The organism is Streptomyces sp. NPDC053673 (genome assembly GCF_055585225.1).
On record NZ_JBVJKN010000004.1, the window covers coordinates 205,247 to 225,026 of the forward strand.

Annotated in this window: 22 protein-coding genes; 15 read left to right on the plus strand and 7 right to left on the minus strand. The window is 70.7% G+C overall.

Going from position 1 to position 19,780, the window contains the following annotated elements; genetic code table 11:
• Nucleotides 1-110 precede the first annotated feature (110 nt).
• The 3 genes from ACZ6ZQ_RS08460 (at nt 111) to prcA (ending at nt 2,188) form a co-directional block, all read left to right on the plus strand.
• Complete coding sequence (locus ACZ6ZQ_RS08460) at nt 111-329, plus strand: ubiquitin-like protein Pup (RefSeq protein WP_266375567.1); 219 nt, start codon at nt 111-113, stop codon at nt 327-329.
• Between the two features lie 174 nt (nt 330-503).
• Entirely contained in the window at nt 504-1,349 is an 846-nt protein-coding gene (prcB, locus tag ACZ6ZQ_RS08465) for a proteasome subunit beta (protein ID WP_453668533.1), read from the plus strand.
• 62 nt (nt 1,350-1,411) lie between these two features.
• Nucleotides 1,412-2,188 (plus strand): proteasome subunit alpha, encoded by a 777-nt coding sequence (gene prcA / locus ACZ6ZQ_RS08470; RefSeq protein WP_469767798.1) that lies wholly within the window; start codon nt 1,412-1,414, stop codon nt 2,186-2,188.
• 79 nt (nt 2,189-2,267) lie between these two features.
• Here prcA and ACZ6ZQ_RS08475 read toward each other — a convergent pair whose 3' ends face one another.
• On the minus strand, nt 2,268-3,353 hold the full coding sequence (locus ACZ6ZQ_RS08475) for a LacI family DNA-binding transcriptional regulator (RefSeq protein ID WP_469767799.1): 1,086 nt from the start codon (nt 3,351-3,353) through the stop codon (nt 2,268-2,270).
• A 65-nt stretch (nt 3,354-3,418) separates the two neighbouring features.
• Here ACZ6ZQ_RS08475 and ACZ6ZQ_RS08480 point away from each other — a divergent pair, with 65 nt between their 5' ends.
• From ACZ6ZQ_RS08480 to ACZ6ZQ_RS08535, 12 genes are all read left to right on the plus strand, one after another.
• The gene (locus ACZ6ZQ_RS08480; RefSeq protein WP_469767800.1) at nt 3,419-4,690 is read left to right on the plus strand and encodes an MFS transporter; all 1,272 of its coding nucleotides are present in this window, start codon (nt 3,419-3,421) and stop codon (nt 4,688-4,690) included.
• 9 nt (nt 4,691-4,699) lie between these two features.
• Complete coding sequence (gene pafA, locus ACZ6ZQ_RS08485) at nt 4,700-6,061, plus strand: Pup--protein ligase (RefSeq protein ID WP_469767801.1); 1,362 nt, start codon at nt 4,700-4,702, stop codon at nt 6,059-6,061.
• Nucleotides 6,062-6,182: 121 nt separating this feature from the next.
• On the plus strand, nt 6,183-7,115 hold the full coding sequence (locus tag ACZ6ZQ_RS08490; protein ID WP_469767802.1) for an FKBP-type peptidyl-prolyl cis-trans isomerase: 933 nt from the start codon (nt 6,183-6,185) through the stop codon (nt 7,113-7,115).
• A gap of 43 nt (nt 7,116-7,158) precedes the next feature.
• Entirely contained in the window at nt 7,159-7,533 is a 375-nt protein-coding gene (locus tag ACZ6ZQ_RS08495) for an FKBP-type peptidyl-prolyl cis-trans isomerase (RefSeq protein WP_469767803.1), read from the plus strand.
• Between the two features lie 135 nt (nt 7,534-7,668).
• A complete protein-coding gene (locus ACZ6ZQ_RS08500) occupies nt 7,669-8,649 on the plus strand; it encodes a helix-turn-helix transcriptional regulator (RefSeq protein WP_469767804.1) in 981 nt (326 codons plus the stop codon).
• Between the two features lie 17 nt (nt 8,650-8,666).
• Nucleotides 8,667-9,623 carry a helix-turn-helix transcriptional regulator gene (locus tag ACZ6ZQ_RS08505; RefSeq protein ID WP_469767805.1) on the plus strand — a complete coding sequence of 319 codons (957 nt, stop codon included), beginning with the start codon at nt 8,667-8,669 and terminating at the stop codon, nt 9,621-9,623.
• A gap of 97 nt (nt 9,624-9,720) precedes the next feature.
• Nucleotides 9,721-9,975 carry a hypothetical protein gene (locus ACZ6ZQ_RS08510; protein WP_469767963.1) on the plus strand — a complete coding sequence of 85 codons (255 nt, stop codon included), beginning with the start codon at nt 9,721-9,723 and terminating at the stop codon, nt 9,973-9,975.
• 102 nt (nt 9,976-10,077) lie between these two features.
• Entirely contained in the window at nt 10,078-10,275 is a 198-nt protein-coding gene (locus ACZ6ZQ_RS08515; protein WP_469767806.1) for a hypothetical protein, read from the plus strand.
• Nucleotides 10,276-10,488: 213 nt separating this feature from the next.
• Entirely contained in the window at nt 10,489-10,776 is a 288-nt protein-coding gene (tatA, locus tag ACZ6ZQ_RS08520; protein ID WP_469767807.1) for a Sec-independent protein translocase subunit TatA, read from the plus strand.
• Nucleotides 10,777-10,880: 104 nt separating this feature from the next.
• Nucleotides 10,881-11,750, plus strand: coding sequence for a twin-arginine translocase subunit TatC (gene tatC / locus ACZ6ZQ_RS08525; RefSeq protein ID WP_469767964.1), 870 nt, complete (start codon nt 10,881-10,883; stop codon nt 11,748-11,750).
• A gap of 104 nt (nt 11,751-11,854) precedes the next feature.
• Complete coding sequence (locus ACZ6ZQ_RS08530) at nt 11,855-14,686, plus strand: DEAD/DEAH box helicase (RefSeq protein ID WP_469767808.1); 2,832 nt, start codon at nt 11,855-11,857, stop codon at nt 14,684-14,686.
• Between the two features lie 281 nt (nt 14,687-14,967).
• Nucleotides 14,968-15,594 (plus strand): TetR/AcrR family transcriptional regulator, encoded by a 627-nt coding sequence (locus ACZ6ZQ_RS08535; RefSeq protein WP_469767809.1) that lies wholly within the window; start codon nt 14,968-14,970, stop codon nt 15,592-15,594.
• Nucleotides 15,595-15,621: 27 nt separating this feature from the next.
• On the opposite strand, the gene ACZ6ZQ_RS08540 is transcribed toward ACZ6ZQ_RS08535, so the two are convergent.
• The 6 genes from ACZ6ZQ_RS08540 to ACZ6ZQ_RS08565 form a co-directional block, all read right to left on the minus strand.
• Entirely contained in the window at nt 15,622-16,545 is a 924-nt protein-coding gene (locus ACZ6ZQ_RS08540) for an ADP-ribosylglycohydrolase family protein (protein ID WP_469767810.1), read from the minus strand.
• A 4-nt stretch (nt 16,546-16,549) separates the two neighbouring features.
• Nucleotides 16,550-16,684, minus strand: a complete 135-nt coding sequence (locus tag ACZ6ZQ_RS08545; RefSeq protein WP_469767811.1) for a hypothetical protein — start codon at nt 16,682-16,684, stop codon at nt 16,550-16,552.
• A 111-nt stretch (nt 16,685-16,795) separates the two neighbouring features.
• Complete coding sequence (locus ACZ6ZQ_RS08550; RefSeq protein WP_469767812.1) at nt 16,796-17,611, minus strand: anti-sigma factor; 816 nt, start codon at nt 17,609-17,611, stop codon at nt 16,796-16,798.
• Nucleotides 17,608-18,192, minus strand: a complete 585-nt coding sequence (locus ACZ6ZQ_RS08555) for a sigma-70 family RNA polymerase sigma factor (protein WP_469767813.1) — start codon at nt 18,190-18,192, stop codon at nt 17,608-17,610. The genes ACZ6ZQ_RS08550 and ACZ6ZQ_RS08555 overlap by 4 nt, the downstream gene beginning before the upstream one ends.
• Before the next feature lie 32 nt (nt 18,193-18,224).
• Nucleotides 18,225-18,704 carry an ABA4-like family protein gene (locus tag ACZ6ZQ_RS08560; RefSeq protein WP_469767814.1) on the minus strand — a complete coding sequence of 160 codons (480 nt, stop codon included), beginning with the start codon at nt 18,702-18,704 and terminating at the stop codon, nt 18,225-18,227.
• Nucleotides 18,701-19,639 carry a hypothetical protein gene (locus ACZ6ZQ_RS08565; protein WP_469767815.1) on the minus strand — a complete coding sequence of 313 codons (939 nt, stop codon included), beginning with the start codon at nt 19,637-19,639 and terminating at the stop codon, nt 18,701-18,703. Before ACZ6ZQ_RS08565 ends, ACZ6ZQ_RS08560 begins: the two co-directional genes overlap by 4 nt.
• Between the last annotated feature and the right edge of the window lie 141 nt (nt 19,640-19,780).

The following is a 19,780-nucleotide window of genomic DNA, read 5'->3' on the forward strand; positions in this document are numbered from 1 at the left end:
AAGGTGGCTGCCGGACGTTGAGGAAAGTGCGGGGCCGATGTCAGACCCTGCTTGTAGGGTCTGATCTTGAGTGAGCCGAACCAACGGGCAAACCGAGCGGGGTGAGGGATATGGCGACCAAGGACACCGGCGGCGGGCAGCAGCGGGCCACGCGTTCCACCGAGGAAGTCGAGGAGCAGGCGCAGGAAGCGCAGGCCTCCGAGGACCTCAAGGAGCGCCAGGAGAAGCTGTCGGACGACGTCGACTCCGTACTGGACGAGATCGACGACGTCTTGGAGGAGAACGCAGAGGACTTTGTGCGCTCCTTCGTGCAAAAGGGCGGAGAGTAGCTCCCCCCTGACTTCGTCGGGGTATCCCGGTCGTCCGTCCCGGCCCGCCCGGCCTCAGGCAGGCCGCACCGGGGCGGATGACCGGCGACGGCACGGGTAAGGTCCGTGCAACGCATGCAAGATCGGCCCGCGGCTCGTCAGCAGGTGGGCCGCCGCCAATCCGGAAGGAAACGCGTGGAAGCCAACCCTCGTAGCACCGGGCGTCTGCCGGCAGCCTTCCTGACGCCCGGCTCGTCGTCGTTCATGGACTTCCTGGGCGAGCACTCCCCGGAGCTGCTCCCGGGCAAGCGCGTCCTGCCACCGGTACAGGGCGCCATCGAAGCACCCCACGGCACGACGATCGTCGCCGCGTCGTTCCCCGGCGGCGTGGTGCTCGCCGGTGACCGTCGGGCGACCATGGGCAACATGATCGCCCAGCGCGACATCGAGAAGGTCTTCCCGGCCGACGAGTACTCGGCCGTGGGCATCGCCGGCACCGCGGGACTCGCGGTCGAGATGGTGAAGCTCTTCCAGCTGGAGCTGGAGCACTTCGAGAAGGTCGAGGGAGCCCAGCTCTCCCTGGAGGGCAAGGCGAACCGTCTCTCCACGATGATCCGGAGCAACCTCGGCATGGCCATGCAGGGCCTGGCCGTGGTCCCGCTCTTCGCCGGCTGGGACGTCGACCGCGAGAAGGGCCGCATCTTCTCCTACGACGTCACGGGCGGCCGGTCCGAGGAGCACGGCTTCGCGGCCACCGGCTCCGGCTCGATCTTCGCCCGTGGGTCGATGAAGAAGCTGTACCACGACGACCTGACGGAGCAGCAGGCCATCACCCTCGTCATTCAGGCGCTGTACGACGCGGCCGACGACGACTCGGCGACGGGTGGCCCGGACGTGGCCCGTCGCATCTATCCGATCGTCACCGTCATCACCGACGAGGGTTTCCGGAAGCTGACCGAGGCCGAGTCCTCCGAGACCGCCCGCTCGGTCCTGGAGCGCCGGCTCGAACAGCCCGACGGGCCGCGCGCCGCGCTGCTCTGATGCGCCCCCAGCTCCCGCGGGGCGGTGTCCCCTCGCCACTGACAGAAAGGGACGGATAGCCGGTGTCGACGCCGTTCTATGTCTCACCCCAGCAGGCCATGGCCGACCGGGCGGAGTACGCCCGCAAGGGCATCGCCCGTGGCCGCAGCCTGGTTGTGCTGCAGTACGCCGACGGCATCGTCTTCGTCGGTGAGAACCCGTCCCGTGCGCTGCACAAGTTCAGCGAGATCTACGACCGGATCGGCTTCGCCGCGGCCGGCAAGTACAACGAGTACGAGAACCTTCGGATCGGCGGCGTCCGCTATGCCGATCTGCGCGGATACACCTACGACCGCGACGATGTGACGGCCCGTGGCCTCGCGAACGTCTACGCGCAGACGCTGGGCACGATCTTCTCCAGCGCCGGCGAGAAGCCGTACGAGGTGGAGCTGGTCGTCGCCGAGGTCGGTACCTCGCCCGAGGGGGACCAGATCTACCGGCTGCCGCACGACGGCTCGATCGTGGACGAGCACGGCTCGGTCGCGGTCGGCGGCAACGCGGAGCAGATCAGCACCTTCCTCGACCAGCGGCACCGCGACGGGATGTCGCTCGCCGAGGCGCTCAAGCTCGCGGTCCAGGCGCTGTCCCGCGACACCAACGGCAGCGAGCGGGAGATCCCCGCGGAGCGGCTGGAGGTCGCGATCCTGGACCGTACGCGCCCGCAGCAGCGCAAGTTCAAGCGCATCGTGGGACGGCAGCTGTCCCGTCTGCTGCAGGCGGACGACGCGGCGTCCGCGCCCACGGAGGTGCCGTCCGACACGGAGGAGACCGGCACGGAGGAGACCGGCACGGAGGAGTAGCCTCCGGAGCTCTCGCACACGCGCCCCGGCCGTTCAGGCGGCCGGGGCGCGTATGTGTGCGGTGCCGGCGCGGGCCGGGTCAGCGCGGCGGCGGCGCCGTGGAGCCCCGGGGGACAAGGGCGACCGGCAGGGCCCCGCGAGCCGGGGCACCGCCGTCGAGCATCGTGAGCAGCGCGGACATCCCCGCCTCGCCGATGCGTTCCGCGGGGAGCCGGACCGTCGTGAGTTCCGGTTCCAGAGCCGTCGCGAGGGCCAGATCGTCGAATCCTGTCACCGAGACGTCCTCCGGGACCCGCAGGCCGAGGCGGCGGACGGCCTTGCACGCGCCCGCGGCGATGATGTCGTCGTCGCAGACCAGCGCGGTCGGACGGGGTCCGGCCGCGGTCAGGGCCCGCTGGGCGGCCTCGCGAGCACCGTCCACCTCCAGCGGCGCCGGGAACGTGCGCAGCTCCGTGTCCGGGGCCGCGCGCAGGGACGCCGCCAGGGCCCGGGCCCGTACCTCGAAGGTCCAGGACGGCACGGCCGATGCGAGATGGACGAAGCGGCGGTGGCCGAGACCGAGCAGATGGTCCGTCACCTGACGCATGCCGTCGGCGATATCGAGGTTCACCTGGGCCCCGGAGGCCGGATCCGACGGATCGCTGTCGAGCATCACCAGCGGCAGATCCGTGCCGCGGATCGCGTCCAGCGCCCGGGCCGCCATCGAGGAGGCGATCACCCCGTCCAGTGCGGCGCGTGCGGATGCGAAGGGGTCCTTCGCGGGGCCGACGCCCTCGGGGGAGGGATACAGGACCACGCCGAAGCCGTGCTCGGCAGCGACCGCGGCCGCGCCCGCGTACACCCGCGCGAAGAACTCGTTGGTCAGCGCGGGCACCACCAGGAGGGCCGTCCGCGTCCGGCCGAGCCGCAGACTGCGGGCCGCGAGATTCGGCCGGTAGCCGAGCTCCCTGGCCGTCTCGCGCACCAGACCGGCGGTGCGCTCCGACACCCGGCCACGCCACTTGTCGCCCAGCACCAGCGAGACGGTGGCCTGTGACACCCCGGCCGCCTTCGCCACATCCCTGCTGGTCGGCCGCGCGCCGCCGGAGGAATCCCGGGTCCGCACACTCGCCTCCGCGCTCTGTTGTCTCGCTCGCCGCGGGGTGGACTCGCGGTCTGCGGACATGGTACGTATGAGGCATCTAGTTATACGTAAAACCCTCCTGACCGAAGCACGTGAAGAGGCGGAACATGGGCGCGGGAGCCTCCGGATACGCAGACATCCTCAGGGCGCCGCACGCCGCCCGGCTGCTCGCGGGCACGCTGGTGGGCCGTCTGCCGAACGGCACCGCCCATATCGCGATCGTCCTGTTCACCCGGGCCGAGGGCGGCAGCTACACGCTCGCCGGAGCCCTCGCGGCCGTCTACGGCCTCGCCACCGCGATAGGCCAGCCGCTCCTCGGGCGACTCGTCGACCTGCACGGACAGCCCCGCGTCCAGCTCCCCGCCGCGGTCGTCTCCGCCCTCGGCATGGTCCTCTTCGCCGCGGCCGGCATCGCCTCGCTCCCGGTGGCCTACGGGGCCGTCGTCATCGCCGGACTCTTCACACCGCCCCTGGAAGGCGGGCTGCGCGCCCTCTGGCCGAGCGTTCTCGGCCACCGCGAGGACCGGGTGCATCGCGCCTACGCCATGGACGCGATCGCCCAGGAAGTCATGTTCACCCTCGGTCCTTTGCTGGTGACGCTGCTCGTCTGGCTCTTCTCACCCGCCGCCGCGCTCCTCGTCATCAACGTCGTGGGCGTTCTCGGCGCGCTCTCCGTGGTGGTCTGCGAACCCTCCCGAACCTGGCGATCCGCACCCCGCGAGGCCCACTGGCTCGGCGCCCTCCGCTCGCCCGGCCTGCTCGCCCTGCTCGGCTCGTTCTTCTTCGTCGGCCTCGCGCTCGGCTCCATCACTGTCGCGGGGATCGCCTACGCCGACGACCACGGCCGCGAATCCGTCTACGGCTGGCTGATGGCCGCCCTCGGCCTCGGCGCCCTCATCGGCGGCGCCGTCTACGGCGCACGCCACTGGGCGGGCGCCCCGGAACGGCGGCTGCGCGTCATCACCGGCCTCCTCGCACTGGGCTATCTGCCGCTCGTGCTCACTCCCGGCGTCCCCGCGATGACCGCCCTCGCCGCCGTCGCCGGAGTCTTCCTCGCACCCGCGATCGCCTGCGCGTTCATCGTCGTCGACCGGCACGCCCCCCGGGGCACCGTCACCGAGGCGTTCTCCTGGCTCGTCACCACGTTCGGCATCGGCGCGGCGGTCGGAACGGCGGCCGCGGGCCCGGCCGTGGAACTCGGCGGGACCTCATCGGGCTTCGCCGTCGCAGGTGCCGGCGGAATCGCCGCGCTGCTCGTTCTGCTGGCCACCGGACGGGTCCTCGCAGTTCCCGGCCGCACCGAACACATCGCGTCGATGGATGAAAATGATCGAAGCGGTGCTGTCGAACCCGGTTTCAGCTCAGGGCATCAGGCGTAATGTTCAGTCATGGACCGCCGCATTTTCGGGCTGGAGAACGAGTACGGCGTCACGTGCACGTTCAGGGGACAGCGCCGACTGTCTCCTGACGAAGTGGCGCGCTACCTCTTCCGCCGAGTTGTGTCATGGGGCCGCAGCAGCAACGTCTTCCTGCGCAATGGGGCCCGCCTCTACCTCGACGTGGGTTCGCATCCGGAATACGCAACTCCCGAATGCGACAACGTGACCGAACTGGTCACCCACGACAAGGCGGGCGAGCGCATCCTCGAAGGCCTGCTCGTCGACGCCGAACGCCGCCTGCACGAGGAGGGAATCGCGGGCGACGTCTATCTCTTCAAGAACAACACCGATTCGGCGGGAAACTCCTACGGCTGTCACGAGAACTACCTCGTCGCCCGCCACGGAGAGTTCTCCCGGCTCGCGGACATCCTGATCCCGTTCCTCGTCACCCGGCAGCTGCTCTGCGGCGCTGGGAAGGTCCTCCAGACCCCGCGCGGCGCGGTCTACTGCGTCAGCCAGCGCGCCGAGCACATCTGGGAGGGCGTCAGTTCCGCCACCACTCGCTCCCGGCCCATCATCAACACCCGGGACGAACCCCACGCGGACGCCGAGCGCTACCGCCGCCTCCATGTCATCGTCGGCGACTCGAACATGTCGGAGACGACCATGCTGCTCAAGGTCGGCGCGACCGACCTCGTCCTGCGCATGATCGAGGCCGGCACCGTGATGCGCGACCTGACCCTGGAGAATCCCATCCGGGCGATCCGCGAAGTCAGCCACGACATCACGGGACAGCGCAAGGTGCGCCTGGCCAGCGGCCGCGAGGCCTCCGCCCTCGAGGTGCAGCGCGAGTACTACGAAAAGGCCGTGGACTTCGTCGAGCGCCGAGGCATCCGCACCGGCACGGTCGAACAGGTCCTCGAACTCTGGGGGCGGACGCTCGACGCCATCGAGGAGGAGGACCTCGACCGGATCGGTACCGAGATCGACTGGGTGATCAAGTACAAGCTCATCGAGCGGTACCGGACCAAGCACAACATGACGATGTCGCACCCCCGGGTCGCCCAGATAGACCTCGCGTACCACGACATCCACCGGCGCCGCGGGCTGTACTACCTCCTGGAGAAGAAGGGCCAGGCGGCCCGGATCTGCAACGATCTGAAGATCTTCGAGGGCAAGTCCGTGCCCCCGCAGACCACCAGGGCGCGGCTGCGCGGCGACTTCATCCGTCGCGCCCAGGAGCAGCGGCGCGACTTCACCGTCGACTGGGTGCACCTCAAGCTCAACGACCAGGCGCAGCGCACCGTGTTGTGCAAGGACCCGTTCCGGTCGGTGGACGACCGGGTCGAGAAGCTGATCGCCGGAATGTAGGACCCGCCGGGAACAGCGCAGCCGTGAACGCTGACCGGGCCCCGTACGTAGCTCGTACGGGGCCCTTGGCACGCCCTAGAGTGTCGAGCGACCGATGTGCCGTCTGAGATCTGAGGAACACGTGCGCCGACTTGCCGGCCTTCTCGTCGTCCCCCTGCTGCTGCTCTCCACAGCGGCGTGCGGAAGCGACAAGGCCTCCGATTCCGCATCGCCGACGAACGGGCTGCCCGCGATCACCGCGGGGCAGAAGTTCGGTGAGAAGCCCACCCTCGCCAAGGGCGAGGGGGATCCGCCCAAGGACCTCAAGGTCGAGGTCATCAGCGAGGGCAAGGGCCAGACGCTCAAGAAGGGCGACCAGGCCCAGGTGAATTACCTCGGGCAGCTGTGGAACGGCAACAAGCCGTTCGACAACAGCTTCGACCGGGGTGAGCCGTTCGCGGTGACGATCGGCGCCGGCGGTGTCATCGAGGGCTGGCAGAAGGCCCTCGACGGCCAGAAGGTCGGCAGCCGTCTCGAGGTGTCGATCCCGCCGGAGCTCGGCTACGGCGCCCAGGGCCAGGGCGAGATCCCGCCCAACGCCACGCTGGTGTTCGTCATGGACATCGTGAAGGGCACGACCGTCCCGGTGTCGGCGAAGGGCACCGAGGTCGCCCAGGACAACATCGACCTGCCCAAGGTCGGCACCAACACCGACGGCAAGGCTCCGTCCATCACCGTGCCCAAGAAGCCCGCCCCGGCGAAGCTCGTGTCGAACTACATCATCGAGGGCAGCGGTCCGGTGGTGAAGGCCGGCGACACGCTGTCCGTGCAGTACAAGGGCGTCCTGTGGAAGGACGGCAAGGAGTTCGACAGCAGCTACTCCAAGGGCGCGCCGGTCAGCTTCCCGCTCGCCAACGTCATCCCGGGCTGGCAGAAGGGCCTGGAGGGCAAGAAGGTCGGCAGCCGCGTCCTCCTCGTCGTACCCCCGGACATGGCCTACGGCGACCAGGGCCAGGGCCCGATCCCGGCCAAGGCCACGCTGGTCTTCTCCGTCGACATCCTGGCAGTTCTGTAAGACTGTCCGGGTTGACTCGCTCAGAGAACGCAAGGAGCAACACGTGAGCATCGAAAAGCCCGAGATCGACTTCCCGGGCGGCGAGCCGCCGGCCGACCTGGAGATCAAGGACATCTGGGAGGGCGACGGCCCCGAGGCCAAGGCGGGCGACACCGTCTCCGTCCACTACGTGGGCGTGGCCTTCTCCACCGGCGAGGAGTTCGACGCGTCCTGGAACCGCGGCACCCCGCTGCAGTTCCAGCTCGGTGCCGGCCAGGTCATCCAGGGCTGGGACCAGGGCGTGCAGGGCATGAAGGTCGGCGGCCGCCGCCAGCTGACCATCCCCGCGCACCTCGCGTACGGCGACCGCGGCGCCGGTGGCGGCCGCATCCAGCCGGGCGAGACGCTGATCTTCGTCTGCGACCTGGTCGCTGCCTGATCGCAACCGGTCACCGTGGGGCCCATGCCTGACCAGGCATGGGCCCCACGCTTTTGTCATCACAGCCCGTGGCGGTAGGTTCGACGATCAGAAGGGACGATCAGAAGGACTGCAAGGAAGGGCGGAAGGGCGTCGATGGCCATTGCCAAGGCCGAGCGGCTGATGAACCTGGCGCTGTGTCTGCTCGGGACGCGGCGGCCGCTCAGCAAGCGGGAGCTGCGCGGCTCCATCGAGGCATACGTCGAGGCCTTCGGGCCGGGTGGCAGCGCAGCCGGGTCCGACGACTCGTTCAACCGGATGTTCGAGCGCGACAAGGACGATCTGCGCGAACTCGGCCTGGTCATCGCGACCGTGGAGAACCTCGACGGCGAGATAGGCTACCTCGCCCGCCGGGACTCCAACCGGCTGCCGCCCATCACGCTCGACGCCGAGGAGGCCGCGGCGCTGGGCCTCGCCGCAAAGGTCTGGCAGCAGGCCCGTCTCGCCGGAGCCGCCAGCGGCGCGCTGCAGAAACTGCGCGCGGCCGGCATGCCCGAGGCGGAGGACTCGTACGACGACCGGCACAGCGCCCTCGAACCGCGCATCCCGGTCCATGAGTCCGCCTTCGAGCCGCTGATGCTCGCCTGCCGCGACCGCCGGCCCGTGGTCTTCGACTACCGCAAGTCCAATGCCGTACGCCCCGAGACGCGCCATGTCGAACCCTGGACACTGGAGTGCTGGCGCGGCCACTGGTATCTCGCCGGCTGGGACCGCGACCGCGGCGCCGAGCGGGTCTTCCGGCTCTCCCGGATCACCGGGAAGGTCCGTTCCCGCGCCGGTTCGTTCACCGCGCCTGTGCCCGACGTGGTCACCGTCCGGGAGACCGTCGAGAGCTGGGCGGGCGAAACCGCGACCCGCTCCGCATTGATCAGGCTGCGCGCCGGGGCCGGCTACCCGCTGCGGGCCCGCGCCACCGCCGTACGGGAACTGGGCGACGGCTGGGACGAGTTGGAGATTCCGTACGGGCACGGGCTGGATGCCTGGCTGGTCGAGTTCGGCCCGGACGTCGTCGTACTGGAGCCCGCCGATCTGCGGGCCGATGTCCTGGACCGGCTGCGCGCCGTGGCCAAGGGCTGAGGGGGACTGCGACAACCATGGCCGCGAACGCCATCGACCAGACCCGGCGAATGCTCTCGCTGGTGACGTATTTGCGCGAGCGTCCCGGCGCCCGCGTCGGGGACGTCGCCCGGGCCTTCGGGATCACCGAGGACGAGCTGATCTCGGACCTCGACGTGCTGCCCATGTGCGGAACCAGCTTCCGCGGTGGTGATCTGCTCGACATCGACACGGACGGCGACCGGATCTGGTGGCACAACCCGGATGACGTCGCGGAACCGCTGCGGCTCGCCGCCGACGAGGCCACCGCGCTGCTGGTCGCCGCGCGCGCCGTGGCCACGCTCCCCGGGCTCCGCGAGGGCGACCGCGAGGCACTGCTGCGCGCCACCGCCAAGCTGGAGGCGGCGGCCGGTGAGGCGGCGGGCGCCAGCTCCCGGCTCTCGGTCACCTTCGAATCCGAGGGCGGCGTCTTCGCCGACGTCGACCGGGCGATCTCCGAGCGCCGCCGGCTGTGGCTGCGCTACTACTCCCCGGCGCGTGACGAGCTCACCGAGCGCGAGGTCGACCCGATCCGGCTGTTCGCCGTCGGCCATACGTACATGGAGGCCTGGTGCTACCTCTCCGAGGCGCGCCGGACCTTCCGCCTCGACCGGGTCGCGGAGATCCGGCTGCTGGACGAGCCGTCCGCTCCGCCGGAGATCGAGCTGCGCGATCTGTCGGAGGGACTGGTCCAGCCCTCGGCCGAGGACCCGGAGGTCGTGGTCGACGTCGGACCGGGCGGACGCTGGGTTGCCGAGTACTACCCGCACGACAGTGCGGAGGAGCTGCCCGAGGGCGGCCTGCGGATCACCCTGCGCACCCCTGACCCCACCTCGCTGCGGCGGCTCGCGCTGCGGCTCGGCCGTGACGGGCGGATCGTCGCTCCGCAGGACCTGGCGGACAGCGCGCGCCGGGCGGCGCGCGACGCGCTCGCCGCGTACGAGGGCCAGGACTGACGACGGCCGGCCCGACGGTGGCCAGGCCCCGCGACGGCCAGGACCAACGACCGCGACCACGACGGACAACGACCGAGATCAAGGAGATATGAGCGATATGTCCATGCCGCCCGGTATCTCGGTACCGAAGGTTCCGGTCCTCTTCAAGGCTGCCTGCCCGGACTGCCGGGCCCGCTTCGAGCTCTCCGCGGGCGCGTTGCGACTGGCGATCGGCAGGAGCCGGCGGACCACGTTCTACTCCTTCACCTGCCCGGAATGCGGGGCCGCGGTCCGCAAGCCGGCGGGGGAGCGGATCGTCGAGCTCCTCACGGGCGGCGGCGTACGCACGCTACGTCTCCACTCCACCCCCTGACCCTTCTGCCACTGGCCCCTGTCCGGGCTGCGATGCGTTGAGTGCGTGCCGGGCGGCGCGGAGCAGGCGGGAGACAGGACTTACTCGTCTAGGCTCTGCACCATGTTCTGGCCCATGCTCGCCATCGCCCTTGGTTTCCTCGGGATAGCCGTTCTCGGCACCCTCGGCATCCGGGTCTTCCTGGAGGCCCAGCGCCTCGGCCGTCAGGTGGCCGCGACCACCGAGCGGATCAATCGCGCCGCGGAGGAGCTGGAGGGTGCGGCGACGAGCCTGGCGCGCACCGGCGAGGCCTTGCGATAGCAGGGCGTGGTCTCCGGCGCCGCCAAAGCGGGCGGTACGCTGCAGAAAGCGGCCGGGCAGCCGGGCCGCGGGCCGCAATGGCGTGTATGCACAGGCATTGCCCTGCGTTCACCGCTGCGGGTTACGATCGCTTACAGCACGGTGGTCGGACGTATGTCCGGCCCGCCGGGCAGATGCACTTACTTGTCGCCTCGGTGAAGAAGGTAAACAGCTATGGGTAGGCTCGGCCCCACCGAGATCATTCTCATTCTCGTCGTCATCATCCTGCTGTTCGGCGCCAAGAAGCTCCCGGACATGGCCCGTTCGCTGGGCAAGTCGGCGCGGATCCTCAAGAGCGAGGCCAAGGCGATGAAGTCGGACGACCAGAAGAGCGCCCCGGCCGACCCGCCGGCCCCGGGCTCCGCCCAGGACCACTCCGCGCCGCGCACGATCCAGGCCGCTCCCGGCGATGTGACCAGCTCGCGGCCCGTGACCGAGCCGACGGACACCACCAAGCGCTGACCCTGGGCCGCCACGGCCGCCGCAGGATGGCGGTCTGCCGCACGAGATGAGGACGTGGGTTGCTCAAGTCTGCCCGCAAGCAGGAGAAGGATCCCGAGGGGCGGATGCCGCTCGCGGAGCATCTGCGTGAGCTGAGGAACCGGCTCGCGAAGGGGCTGCTCGCCATCATGGCGGTCACGATCGTGGCCCTCGTGTACAGCGAAGATCTCATGCAGTTCCTGACGCAGTCCGTGCCCAAGTGTGCGCCGGGCGTCACCAGCGACGGCGGCAACTGCGCCATCGTCTCCTTCAACACGCTGATGGCGCCGTTCAGCACGACGATCCAGCTGAGCCTCACCACCGGTCTCGTCATCGCGAGCCCGGTCTGGCTGTACCAGCTCTGGGCCTTCGTGGCGCCGGGCCTGCACAAGAACGAGAAGAAGTACACCTACGCCTTCGTCGGCGCGGCGGTACCGCTCTTCTCCGCGGGTGCGTACCTTGCGTACCTCATCCTCCCCATCAGCGTGAAGGTGCTCATCAGCCTCACGCCGGGAGGTTCGGCGAACATCCTCTCGCTCGGCGATGTCCTCGACTTCACTCTGCGCATGGTGATCGTCTTCGGCCTCGCCTTCGAGCTGCCCCTGGTGCTGGTGATGCTCAATCTCACCGGCCTGCTGACCGGTCGGCGCATGCTCGGGTGGTGGCGCGGCGTCATCATGGGCGTCTTCGTGTTCGGCGCTGTGATCACGCCGACGACGGACCCCGTCGGCATGATCGCGCTCGCCGGGCCGATCACCGTCCTCTACTTCATGGCCGTGGCCTTCTCGCTCGTCAACGACATGCGGCGACGGCGCCGCAATCCGGACAGGGACCTCGCCGACGACGAGGCGTCCCAGGTCGACCTGACGCCCGAGCCGGTCTCGGCGGCTCTCGCGCTGCCCGAGCAGGCCAGCCCGGAGCGTGACCGTGTGAACGGCTACGACGACGTCACGTGACATCCGTGGTGACAACAGCAAGGGTGCCGAGCGGGAGCTCGGCACCCTTGCTTCGTTAATGATCGCGCCCGCTGTCAGAGGCGCCGGGTAGGCTCGACAACAAGATGACAGAGGACCTCTCCCCAGCTGAGCGCTACGCGGCCGCCCGGACCCGCGCCGCCGAGCAGGCCACTGCGCTCGCTCCTTTCCGCGACATGTACGAGTTCGATCTGGACCCCTTCCAGATCGAGGCCTGCCAGGCCCTGGAGGCCGGCAAGGGCGTGCTCGTCGCGGCGCCCACCGGGTCCGGCAAGACCATCGTGGGCGAATTCGCCGTGCATCTCGCACTGGCACAGGGGCGCAAGTGCTTCTACACGACCCCCATCAAGGCGCTGTCCAACCAGAAGTACTCGGACCTGGTGAAGCGGTACGGCCCGGAGAAGGTCGGGCTGCTCACCGGCGACAACAGCGTCAACTCCGAAGCCCCGGTGGTCGTCATGACCACCGAGGTCCTTCGCAACATGCTGTACGCGGGTTCCCAGTCACTGCGCGGCCTCGGCCATGTCGTCATGGACGAGGTGCACTACCTCTCGGACCGCTTCCGCGGCGCCGTCTGGGAGGAAGTGATCATCCACCTCCCCGACTCCGTGACGCTCGTGTCCCTCTCGGCCACCGTGTCCAACGCGGAGGAGTTCGGTGACTGGCTGGACACCGTCCGTGGCGACACCGAAGTGATCGTCTCCGAGTCCCGCCCCGTGCCGCTGTGGCAGCACGTGCTCGCCGGGCGCCGGATGTACGACCTCTTCGAGGAGGAGACCGACCACGGCGGCCGCGGTGCGTCCCGGCGCGAGGTCAACCCCGACCTCGTCCGCATGGCGCGCATGGAGAACTCGAAGACGTACAACCCGCGCGACCGCCGCCGCGGCAAGATGGTCCGCGAGGCCGACCGGGAGCGGGAGCGCAGACAGCGCAGCCGAATCTGGACCCCCGGCAGGCCCGAGGTCATCGAGCGGCTGGACGCGGAAGGTCTGCTGCCCGCCATCACGTTCATCTTCAGCCGCGCCGCATGCGAGGCCGCCGTCCAGCAGTGCATGTACGCGGGACTGCGGCTCAACGACGACGAGGCGCGCCAGGAGGTGCGCCGGATAGTCGAGGAGCGCACGGCTTCCATCCCCGGCGAGGACCTCCATGTCCTCGGCTACTACGAGTGGCTGGAGGGCCTGGAGCGGGGCATAGCCGCGCACCACGCCGGAATGCTCCCGACCTTCAAGGAGGTCGTCGAGGAACTCTTCGTCCGTGGACTCGTCAAGGCCGTCTTCGCCACCGAGACCCTCGCCCTGGGCATCAACATGCCGGCCAGGTCGGTGGTGTTGGAGAAGCTCGTCAAGTGGAACGGCGAGCAGCACGCCGACATCACCCCCGGCGAGTACACCCAGTTGACCGGCCGGGCGGGCCGGCGCGGCATCGACGTCGAGGGCCACGCCGTGGTGCTCTGGCAGCGCGGCATGGACCCGGGTGCCCTCGCCGGCCTCGCCGGTACGCGCACGTACCCGCTCCGCTCCAGCTTCAAGCCGTCGTACAACATGGCGGTGAATCTTGTGCACCAGTTCGGCCGCCACCGCTCGCGCGAGCTGCTGGAGACGTCCTTCGCACAGTTCCAGGCGGACCGGTCGGTCGTCGGCATCTCGCGCCAGGTGCAGCGGAACGAGGAAGGCCTGGAAGGTTACCGGGAGGGCATGACCTGCCACCTCGGCGACTTCGAGGAGTACGCGCGGCTACGTCGCGAACTCAAGGACCGCGAGACCGAACTGGCCAAGCAGGGCGCCGCGCAGCGCAGGGCGGCCGCGGCGGGCTCGCTGGAGAAGCTCAAGCCCGGCGATGTCATCCATGTCCCGACAGGCAAGTTCGCGGGTCTTGCGCTCGTGCTGGACCCGGGGCTGCCGGCCGGGCGTTCCGGCGGGCATCGGGGCGGATACGAGTACCACGACGGCCCACGGCCGCTGGTGCTGACCGCCGAGCGGCAGGTCAAGCGGCTCGCGTCGATCGACTTCCCCGTGCCGGTCGAGCCCCTGGAGCGGATGCGGATCCCCAAGTCCTTCAACCCGCGCTCGCCGCAGTCCCGCCGCGACCTGGCATCGGCGCTGCGGACGAAGGCCGGGCACATCGTGCCCGACCGGCATCGCAAGCCGCGCGCCGCCGCCGCGGACGACCGTGAGATCGCCCGCCTCCGCAAGGACCTCAGGGCCCATCCCTGCCACGGCTGCGACGAGCGCGAGGACCACGCCCGCTGGGCCGAGCGGTACCACCGGCTCCAGCGCGACACCCAGCAGCTCGAACGCCGCATCGAGGGCCGGACGAACACCATCGCCCGCACCTTCGACCGCATCGTCGCGCTGCTGACCGAGATGGACTACCTCCGCGGCAACGAGGTGACCGAACACGGCAGGCGGCTGGCAAGGCTCTACGGCGAGCTGGACCTGCTGGCGAGCGAATGCCTGCGCGAAGGCGTGTGGGAGGGGCTCAACCCCGCCGAGCTGGCCGCGTGCGTCTCGGCGCTGGTGTACGAGGCGCGCCAGGCCGACGACGCGGTGGCGCCGAAGCTGCCGGCCGGCAAGGCGAAGGCCGCGCTCGGCGAGATGGTGCGGATCTGGGGCCGGCTGGATGCCCTCGAGGAGGAGTTCCGCATCAACCAGGCCGAGGGCGTGGGGCAGCGCGAGCCCGACCTCGGCTTCGCGTGGGCCGCGTACGAATGGGCGTCGGGCAAGGGCCTGGACGAGGTCCTCCGCGAGGCGGAGATGCCCGCCGGTGACTTCGTGCGCTGGTGCAAGCAGGTCATCGATGTGCTCGGCCAGATCGCGGCGGCGGCCCCCGGCGAGGGCACGACGGTCACCCGTAACGCGCGCAGAGCGGTGGACGCGTTGCTGCGGGGCGTGGTCGCGTACAGCTCGGTCGGCTGAGCCGGCGATTCACGACTGCGGTGCGTCGCCCCTGGTGTGGGGCGGCGCACCGCGCGTGCTTCCGGCACGCACTCCGTGCGTCAGCGGTCGGTCCCGGTACGCCCGCCGGCTCCCGTGGGCGGTGATGTCCCGGGCCTCTTGCCCCCGAGCGGGCGATCTCCTTTCTGTCGCCCGGCAGAAACGAGGGAGTCGTGGCTTCGGGGCGGGCCCGAACCTTGCGGGTGCGATACCGAAGCCGCACCAAGATCCGGCCGTGACCTGCGTGTGCCAGCATCGGCCGCATGGGTACGACGATACGGAGAGTCGGGCGGCCACGCGCCGACCAGCGGCCGGACAGTGGGCTGTCCGCGCGTGACGAACTGCTCGCAGCGGCGGCGGAGCTGTTCACGACGCGCGGGTACGCGGCGACGACGACCCGGGCCGTGGCGGAGCGCGCGGGGATGCGTCAGGCCACGATGTACCACTACTTCGGCGGTAAGGAGGACCTCCTCGCCGAGCTCCTCGAATCCACGGTCACGCCGTCGCTCGCGCTCGCCCGCCGGCTCCTCGCGGACGACGAGCGCGCGCCGGAGGAGCGGCTGTGGGAGCTGTGCCGCTCGGACGTGGAACTGCTGTGCGGGGGGCCGCACAATCTGGGCGGGCTGTATCTGCTGCCGGAGGTTCGGGCGGAACGTTTCGCCGGGTTCCATCGGGTGCGGGCGGACCTGAAGGACGCGTACGGGCAGCTGCTGGCCGCGACGGGGCCGGGGCGCGCGCTCGACAAGGGCGAGCTGGCGCTCCGCACGGACCTGGTGTTCGGGCTGATCGAGGGTGTGATCCTGGTGCACAGGTCGGATCCGGAGCGGGCGGTGTCGGCGTTCGCGGCGGCGACGGCGGATGCGGCGTTGCGGATCGCGGGGATCTGCTGACGGGTCTCCCGTGCCCCCTGGGCCGAGCTACGTGGCCAGCGCCGTGGCGAGGTTCGTCAGGTCCGGCGTGTGGAGCACGCGGGAACCGTACCCCGGGAGCGGCACGTGCAGCGGCTCCGTCCAGCGCACGGGGAGGGCACTCGCGCCGTACACCGCGCCCGCCAGCGCGCCCGTGACCGCCGCGACCGTATCCGTGTCGCCGCCCAGATCGATCGCGGCGCCCAGCGACTCCTCGAACGACTCCGTCGTCCGCAGCGCCCACAGTGCCGAGCCCAGGCACGGCCACACCGCCCCGTTGAACTCGGTCGCGTCGTCCGGGTGCCAGCCGGGCGCCAGCACCGTGGCCCAGCGCTCCCGGTGGTCCTCGTGCACCGCGGCCAGGGTGCCGGGCACGGCACCGGCCGGGTCGCCGCCTTCGAGAGCGACCCGGATCAGCTCGTGCAGGACCGCCGTGCCCTCCCATGCCGCGCGGTCGCCGTGCGTGAGCGCCGCGATCCGCCGCGCTGCCGCCATCGTGGCCGTACGTCCCTCGCTCGCGAAGTACACCGCGGAGGTGGCGGCCCGCATCAGCGAACCGTTGCCCGCCGCACGGCTGTTGACCCGGAAGTGCAGTGCCGCCGCGCGATCCCAGGGGTCGCCGCTGCCGAGGACCTGCTCGGTCTGCAGGCCGATGTCCTTCGGCTCGCCCGCGGCCCAGCGGCGGAAGCGGTCGAACATGTCCGCCAGGTCGAGCCCGCCCCGCTCCAGCAGGGATTCGCCGACGAGCACCGCCATCTGCGTGTCGTCGGTGGCCTCGCCCGGGTCCCAGCCGCCGCCTCCGCACATCTCACCGACGCCGTCCGGAAAGCGGGCCGTGTACGCCCCCGCGAGCCCGAACTCGAAGGGCGCGCCCAGCGCGTCGCCCACCGCGGAGCCGACCACGGCCCCGATCGCCCTGTCCGTCATGCGCATCGGGTCAGGCTACGCGGCGCCGCGGCGCCCGGTACGCCGTGCCTGCGGCCACGGATCCGCCCACGAACAGCAGCGTGAACCAATGGAAGTGCCGGTGGCCGCCGGGCGGGTCGTACACCTCGGCCCGTCCGGCGGCCACGCCAGGTTGAGCGCCATGGCGAGGCCGTGCGCCGGCGCGAGGGACGACCATGCCGGGGCGGGGCCGAAGTGCTCACGGCCCCGCCCCTCACCGGGCGTACGGTGAAGTGCTCTATGTCACCGGGAAGTTCAGCAGCGCGAGGGGTTGGGAGGTCGGTGTGCGCGAGCCGCCGGCCGGTTCGACCGTGACACCCATCCCCGTCGCCCGGCCCACCGGCCCGGCCATGAGCAGCGCCTCGGGGGACCCCGCCGAGTTCAGCAGTCCGGCCGGGCGCATCGTCCCGCCGTCGGCGAACCACAGTTGGTACACCTTGCCGCCGCCCGGTGCGGGCAGTCCGGACGCCAGGAACACGGCCTGGTCCCGCTCGCGCGACACGGCCACCGTGCCGGTCGCCCCGTCGCCGAGCGCCGTGCTCATGGTCCGTACGTCGGGCGCCGTCAGCACCTCGGCGAACGCATCGGCCTGCTGCTGGGCACGGCGGGCCGCGTCCCGTGCCTCGGTGCGGGCGTCCTCGGCGGCGCGCTGCTGCCAGACCGCGATGCCGCCGAACGCCGCGGCCGCCGCGAGGCACGCGGCGAGGACGAAGCGGGACCTGGCGCGCCGCCCGGCCGGCCGGCCCCTGCGGACCGGGGGCCGGATGCGGCCGGTCTCCACGGCGCCGGCGACCTTCGGCGGTTCCTGGCGCACCGTCGCGATCCGCGCCAGCACCTGGGACTTCATCGCGGGCGGCGGCGTCTCGGTGACGGCGAGCCCCAGCCGTCCCGCCGTGGCGTCGAGTTCGCGCACTTCCTGCGCGCACGCCGGGCAGGCCTCCAGATGCCGTTCGAACCGCGCGCGCTCGCGTTCGCCGAGCGCGTTCAGGGCGTACGCGCCGGTCAGCGTGTGCAGTTCGGCATCCCGCCCCGCGCCCCTCGCTACGGCGCTCATACGTTCACCCCCAGGCAGTCGCGCAGGCGGATCAGCCCGTCGCGCATACGGGTCTTCACGGTGCCCAGCGGCACCGCGAGCAGCTCCGCGACCTCGCGGTAGGCGAGTCCACGGTAGTAGGCGAGAGTCACGGACTGGCGCTGAAGCTCGGTCAGGGTGCGCAGGCAGCGGCGTACCTGCTCCCGTTCGAGCCGTGCCTCGACCTCCTCGACGACGTCGTCGAACGCGGGTGTCCCGCCGAGCCGGGCGGCCTTCTGTTCGCGCTCGGTGGCGGCCTGGACGGAGCGCACCCGGTCCACGGCGCGGCGGTGGGCGAGGGTGAGTGTCCAGGTCAGCGCGGACCCGCGGGACGGCTGGTAGCGCGCGGCGGTCCGCCAGAGCTCGACCAGCACCTCCTGCGTCACCTCCTCCGACTGCGCCGGATCCCGCAGCACGCTGCGCACCACGCCGAGTACGGGCCCGCAGACCGCGTCGTACACGCGCGAGAAGGCCTCCTGGTCGCCGCGCGCGACCCGGACGAGCAACTCGTCGAGCCCCGGCCCCGCCGGTGGTGCCCCTGTGATGCGTATGGCTTCCTTCACGCGCTCTCCCCTCGCCCCGTACTCACCTCCCTCTATACGGAGCCGGAGCGTGTTGTGACTGCTGTCGGGCCGAAGTCTTTACGCGTTTGTTCCCTGAACCCGGTCCGCACCGCGCGCAGCGTCAGGAACACCAGCAGTCCGATCGGTGACAGCAGGACGGTCAGCACCAGCAAGGGCCCCATCAGCAGCGGATGGAGACCGAGCCGGCGCGCTTCGCCGTACATCCACTGGCCGATCAGCAGATCCCAGGCGATGACCTGCGCCCAGATCGCACCCGCGCCGTCCGCGTGCGCGACCAGGTCCCGGAAGGTTTCGAGGTCGGGCTCGCGTACAGCGGTCCACAGATCCGGGAAGACCGGGACGGCGAGGCCGAGATACACGAGCAGGATCGGTACGGCGGTCAGTGGCGACGCGGCGATCCGGGCGGTCCAGCGCCACCGCGGTGCGAAGATCATCAGCAGCCAGAACGGTGCCGCGAGCCAGAAGGACACCTCGAAGAGCACGGTGGTCATGCGGAGAACTCCCTTTCGGTCGTGGGCTCGGTCGTGGGCTCGGGCGTCGGCACGGGGGCTCCGCGGAGGGACGCGTACACCGCGGCCGCGCCGCAGCCGACGATCAGGGCCGCGGCACCGAGCGTCGCCCCGCCCGGGTGGATGAGCGGCTCGCCGCGCAGCGCCTGCCAGGTGACCAGGGCGAGCACGGCGGCGTACCCGGCGGAGACGGTGAGCACGAGGCGCAGCCGCACGCGTTCGTCGCGCAGCCGCGTGAACCGCGGGGCGAGAGCGACGAGGACGAGCAGGAACAGCGGGATCACCTGAAGGGCGTGCATCCCGACGAAGTGCGGGACGCGGAGGTCGCCGCCGCTCGTGGACCAGCCGGTGAGCGGCACTCCGGGGCCGCCGTCCGGCACGCCGACGCTGTGGGCGCCGACGACCGTGGCGACTCCGGGGCCGTCGGCTGCTGCCTCCTGCTCCGGCGTGGGCTGCGTCATCAGGGCGCCGAGTGCCGCTCCGGCGAGGGCGAGGACCGTGCCCAGCCTGATCGCCCAGGTGGTGGCGCGGTCGGCGACACGGGTCCGGAAGAGGAGCACGGCGATGGCGAGGGTGGCGACCCAGAGCACGACGACGGTCAGCGCCATTGTGTTGTAAAGCAGTTCGTCGAACGGGGTCTCGTGGTTGAAGTGGCTGCGCTTCCCCCGGACGACCTGCGCCGTGATGATCACCATCTCGACCACACTCGCCGCGACGACGACGGTGCCGGCCCACCAGCCGGGGCGTCGCAGGGACGGCCGGGCCCGGGCGAGCAGCGAGTGCATCCACGCGAACGTGAGCGCGTACGCCACGAACGACACGGCGAACTTGAAGGGCTTGGCCCAGATCGGGGCGCCCACGAGGACACGGTCGTCGACGACGAGACCGACCGCGGAGACGACGGTTAACAGGGCCATGGATGCCGAGAACGCGACCAGTGGCCGGTGCCAGGAACGCCAAGAGGGAACGGGCATGGGTACTCCTGGGGATAATGGATAGTGGCACTCTCCGCTATCCGATAGCGGCACTATCTATGATGGGGGCGGGAGTTGGCAAGG

Coding starts and splice junctions, on each gene's coding strand:
- ACZ6ZQ_RS08460 (WP_266375567.1), top strand. CDS start 111: ATGGCGACCAAGGACACCGGCGGCGGGCAGCAGCGGGCCACGCGTTCC.
- ACZ6ZQ_RS08475 (WP_469767799.1), bottom strand. CDS start 3,353: ATGTCCGCAGACCGCGAGTCCACCCCGCGGCGAGCGAGACAACAGAGC.
- ACZ6ZQ_RS08480 (WP_469767800.1), top strand. CDS start 3,419: ATGGGCGCGGGAGCCTCCGGATACGCAGACATCCTCAGGGCGCCGCAC.
- pafA (WP_469767801.1), top strand. CDS start 4,700: ATGGACCGCCGCATTTTCGGGCTGGAGAACGAGTACGGCGTCACGTGC.
- ACZ6ZQ_RS08500 (WP_469767804.1), top strand. CDS start 7,669: ATGGCCATTGCCAAGGCCGAGCGGCTGATGAACCTGGCGCTGTGTCTG.
- ACZ6ZQ_RS08505 (WP_469767805.1), top strand. CDS start 8,667: ATGGCCGCGAACGCCATCGACCAGACCCGGCGAATGCTCTCGCTGGTG.
- ACZ6ZQ_RS08510 (WP_469767963.1), top strand. CDS start 9,721: ATGTCCATGCCGCCCGGTATCTCGGTACCGAAGGTTCCGGTCCTCTTC.
- ACZ6ZQ_RS08515 (WP_469767806.1), top strand. CDS start 10,078: ATGTTCTGGCCCATGCTCGCCATCGCCCTTGGTTTCCTCGGGATAGCC.
- tatA (WP_469767807.1), top strand. CDS start 10,489: ATGGGTAGGCTCGGCCCCACCGAGATCATTCTCATTCTCGTCGTCATC.
- tatC (WP_469767964.1), top strand. CDS start 10,881: ATGCCGCTCGCGGAGCATCTGCGTGAGCTGAGGAACCGGCTCGCGAAG.
- ACZ6ZQ_RS08530 (WP_469767808.1), top strand. CDS start 11,855: ATGACAGAGGACCTCTCCCCAGCTGAGCGCTACGCGGCCGCCCGGACC.
- ACZ6ZQ_RS08535 (WP_469767809.1), top strand. CDS start 14,968: ATGGGTACGACGATACGGAGAGTCGGGCGGCCACGCGCCGACCAGCGG.
- ACZ6ZQ_RS08540 (WP_469767810.1), bottom strand. CDS start 16,545: ATGCGCATGACGGACAGGGCGATCGGGGCCGTGGTCGGCTCCGCGGTG.
- ACZ6ZQ_RS08550 (WP_469767812.1), bottom strand. CDS start 17,611: ATGAGCGCCGTAGCGAGGGGCGCGGGGCGGGATGCCGAACTGCACACG.
- ACZ6ZQ_RS08560 (WP_469767814.1), bottom strand. CDS start 18,704: ATGACCACCGTGCTCTTCGAGGTGTCCTTCTGGCTCGCGGCACCGTTC.
- ACZ6ZQ_RS08565 (WP_469767815.1), bottom strand. CDS start 19,639: ATGGCCCTGTTAACCGTCGTCTCCGCGGTCGGTCTCGTCGTCGACGAC.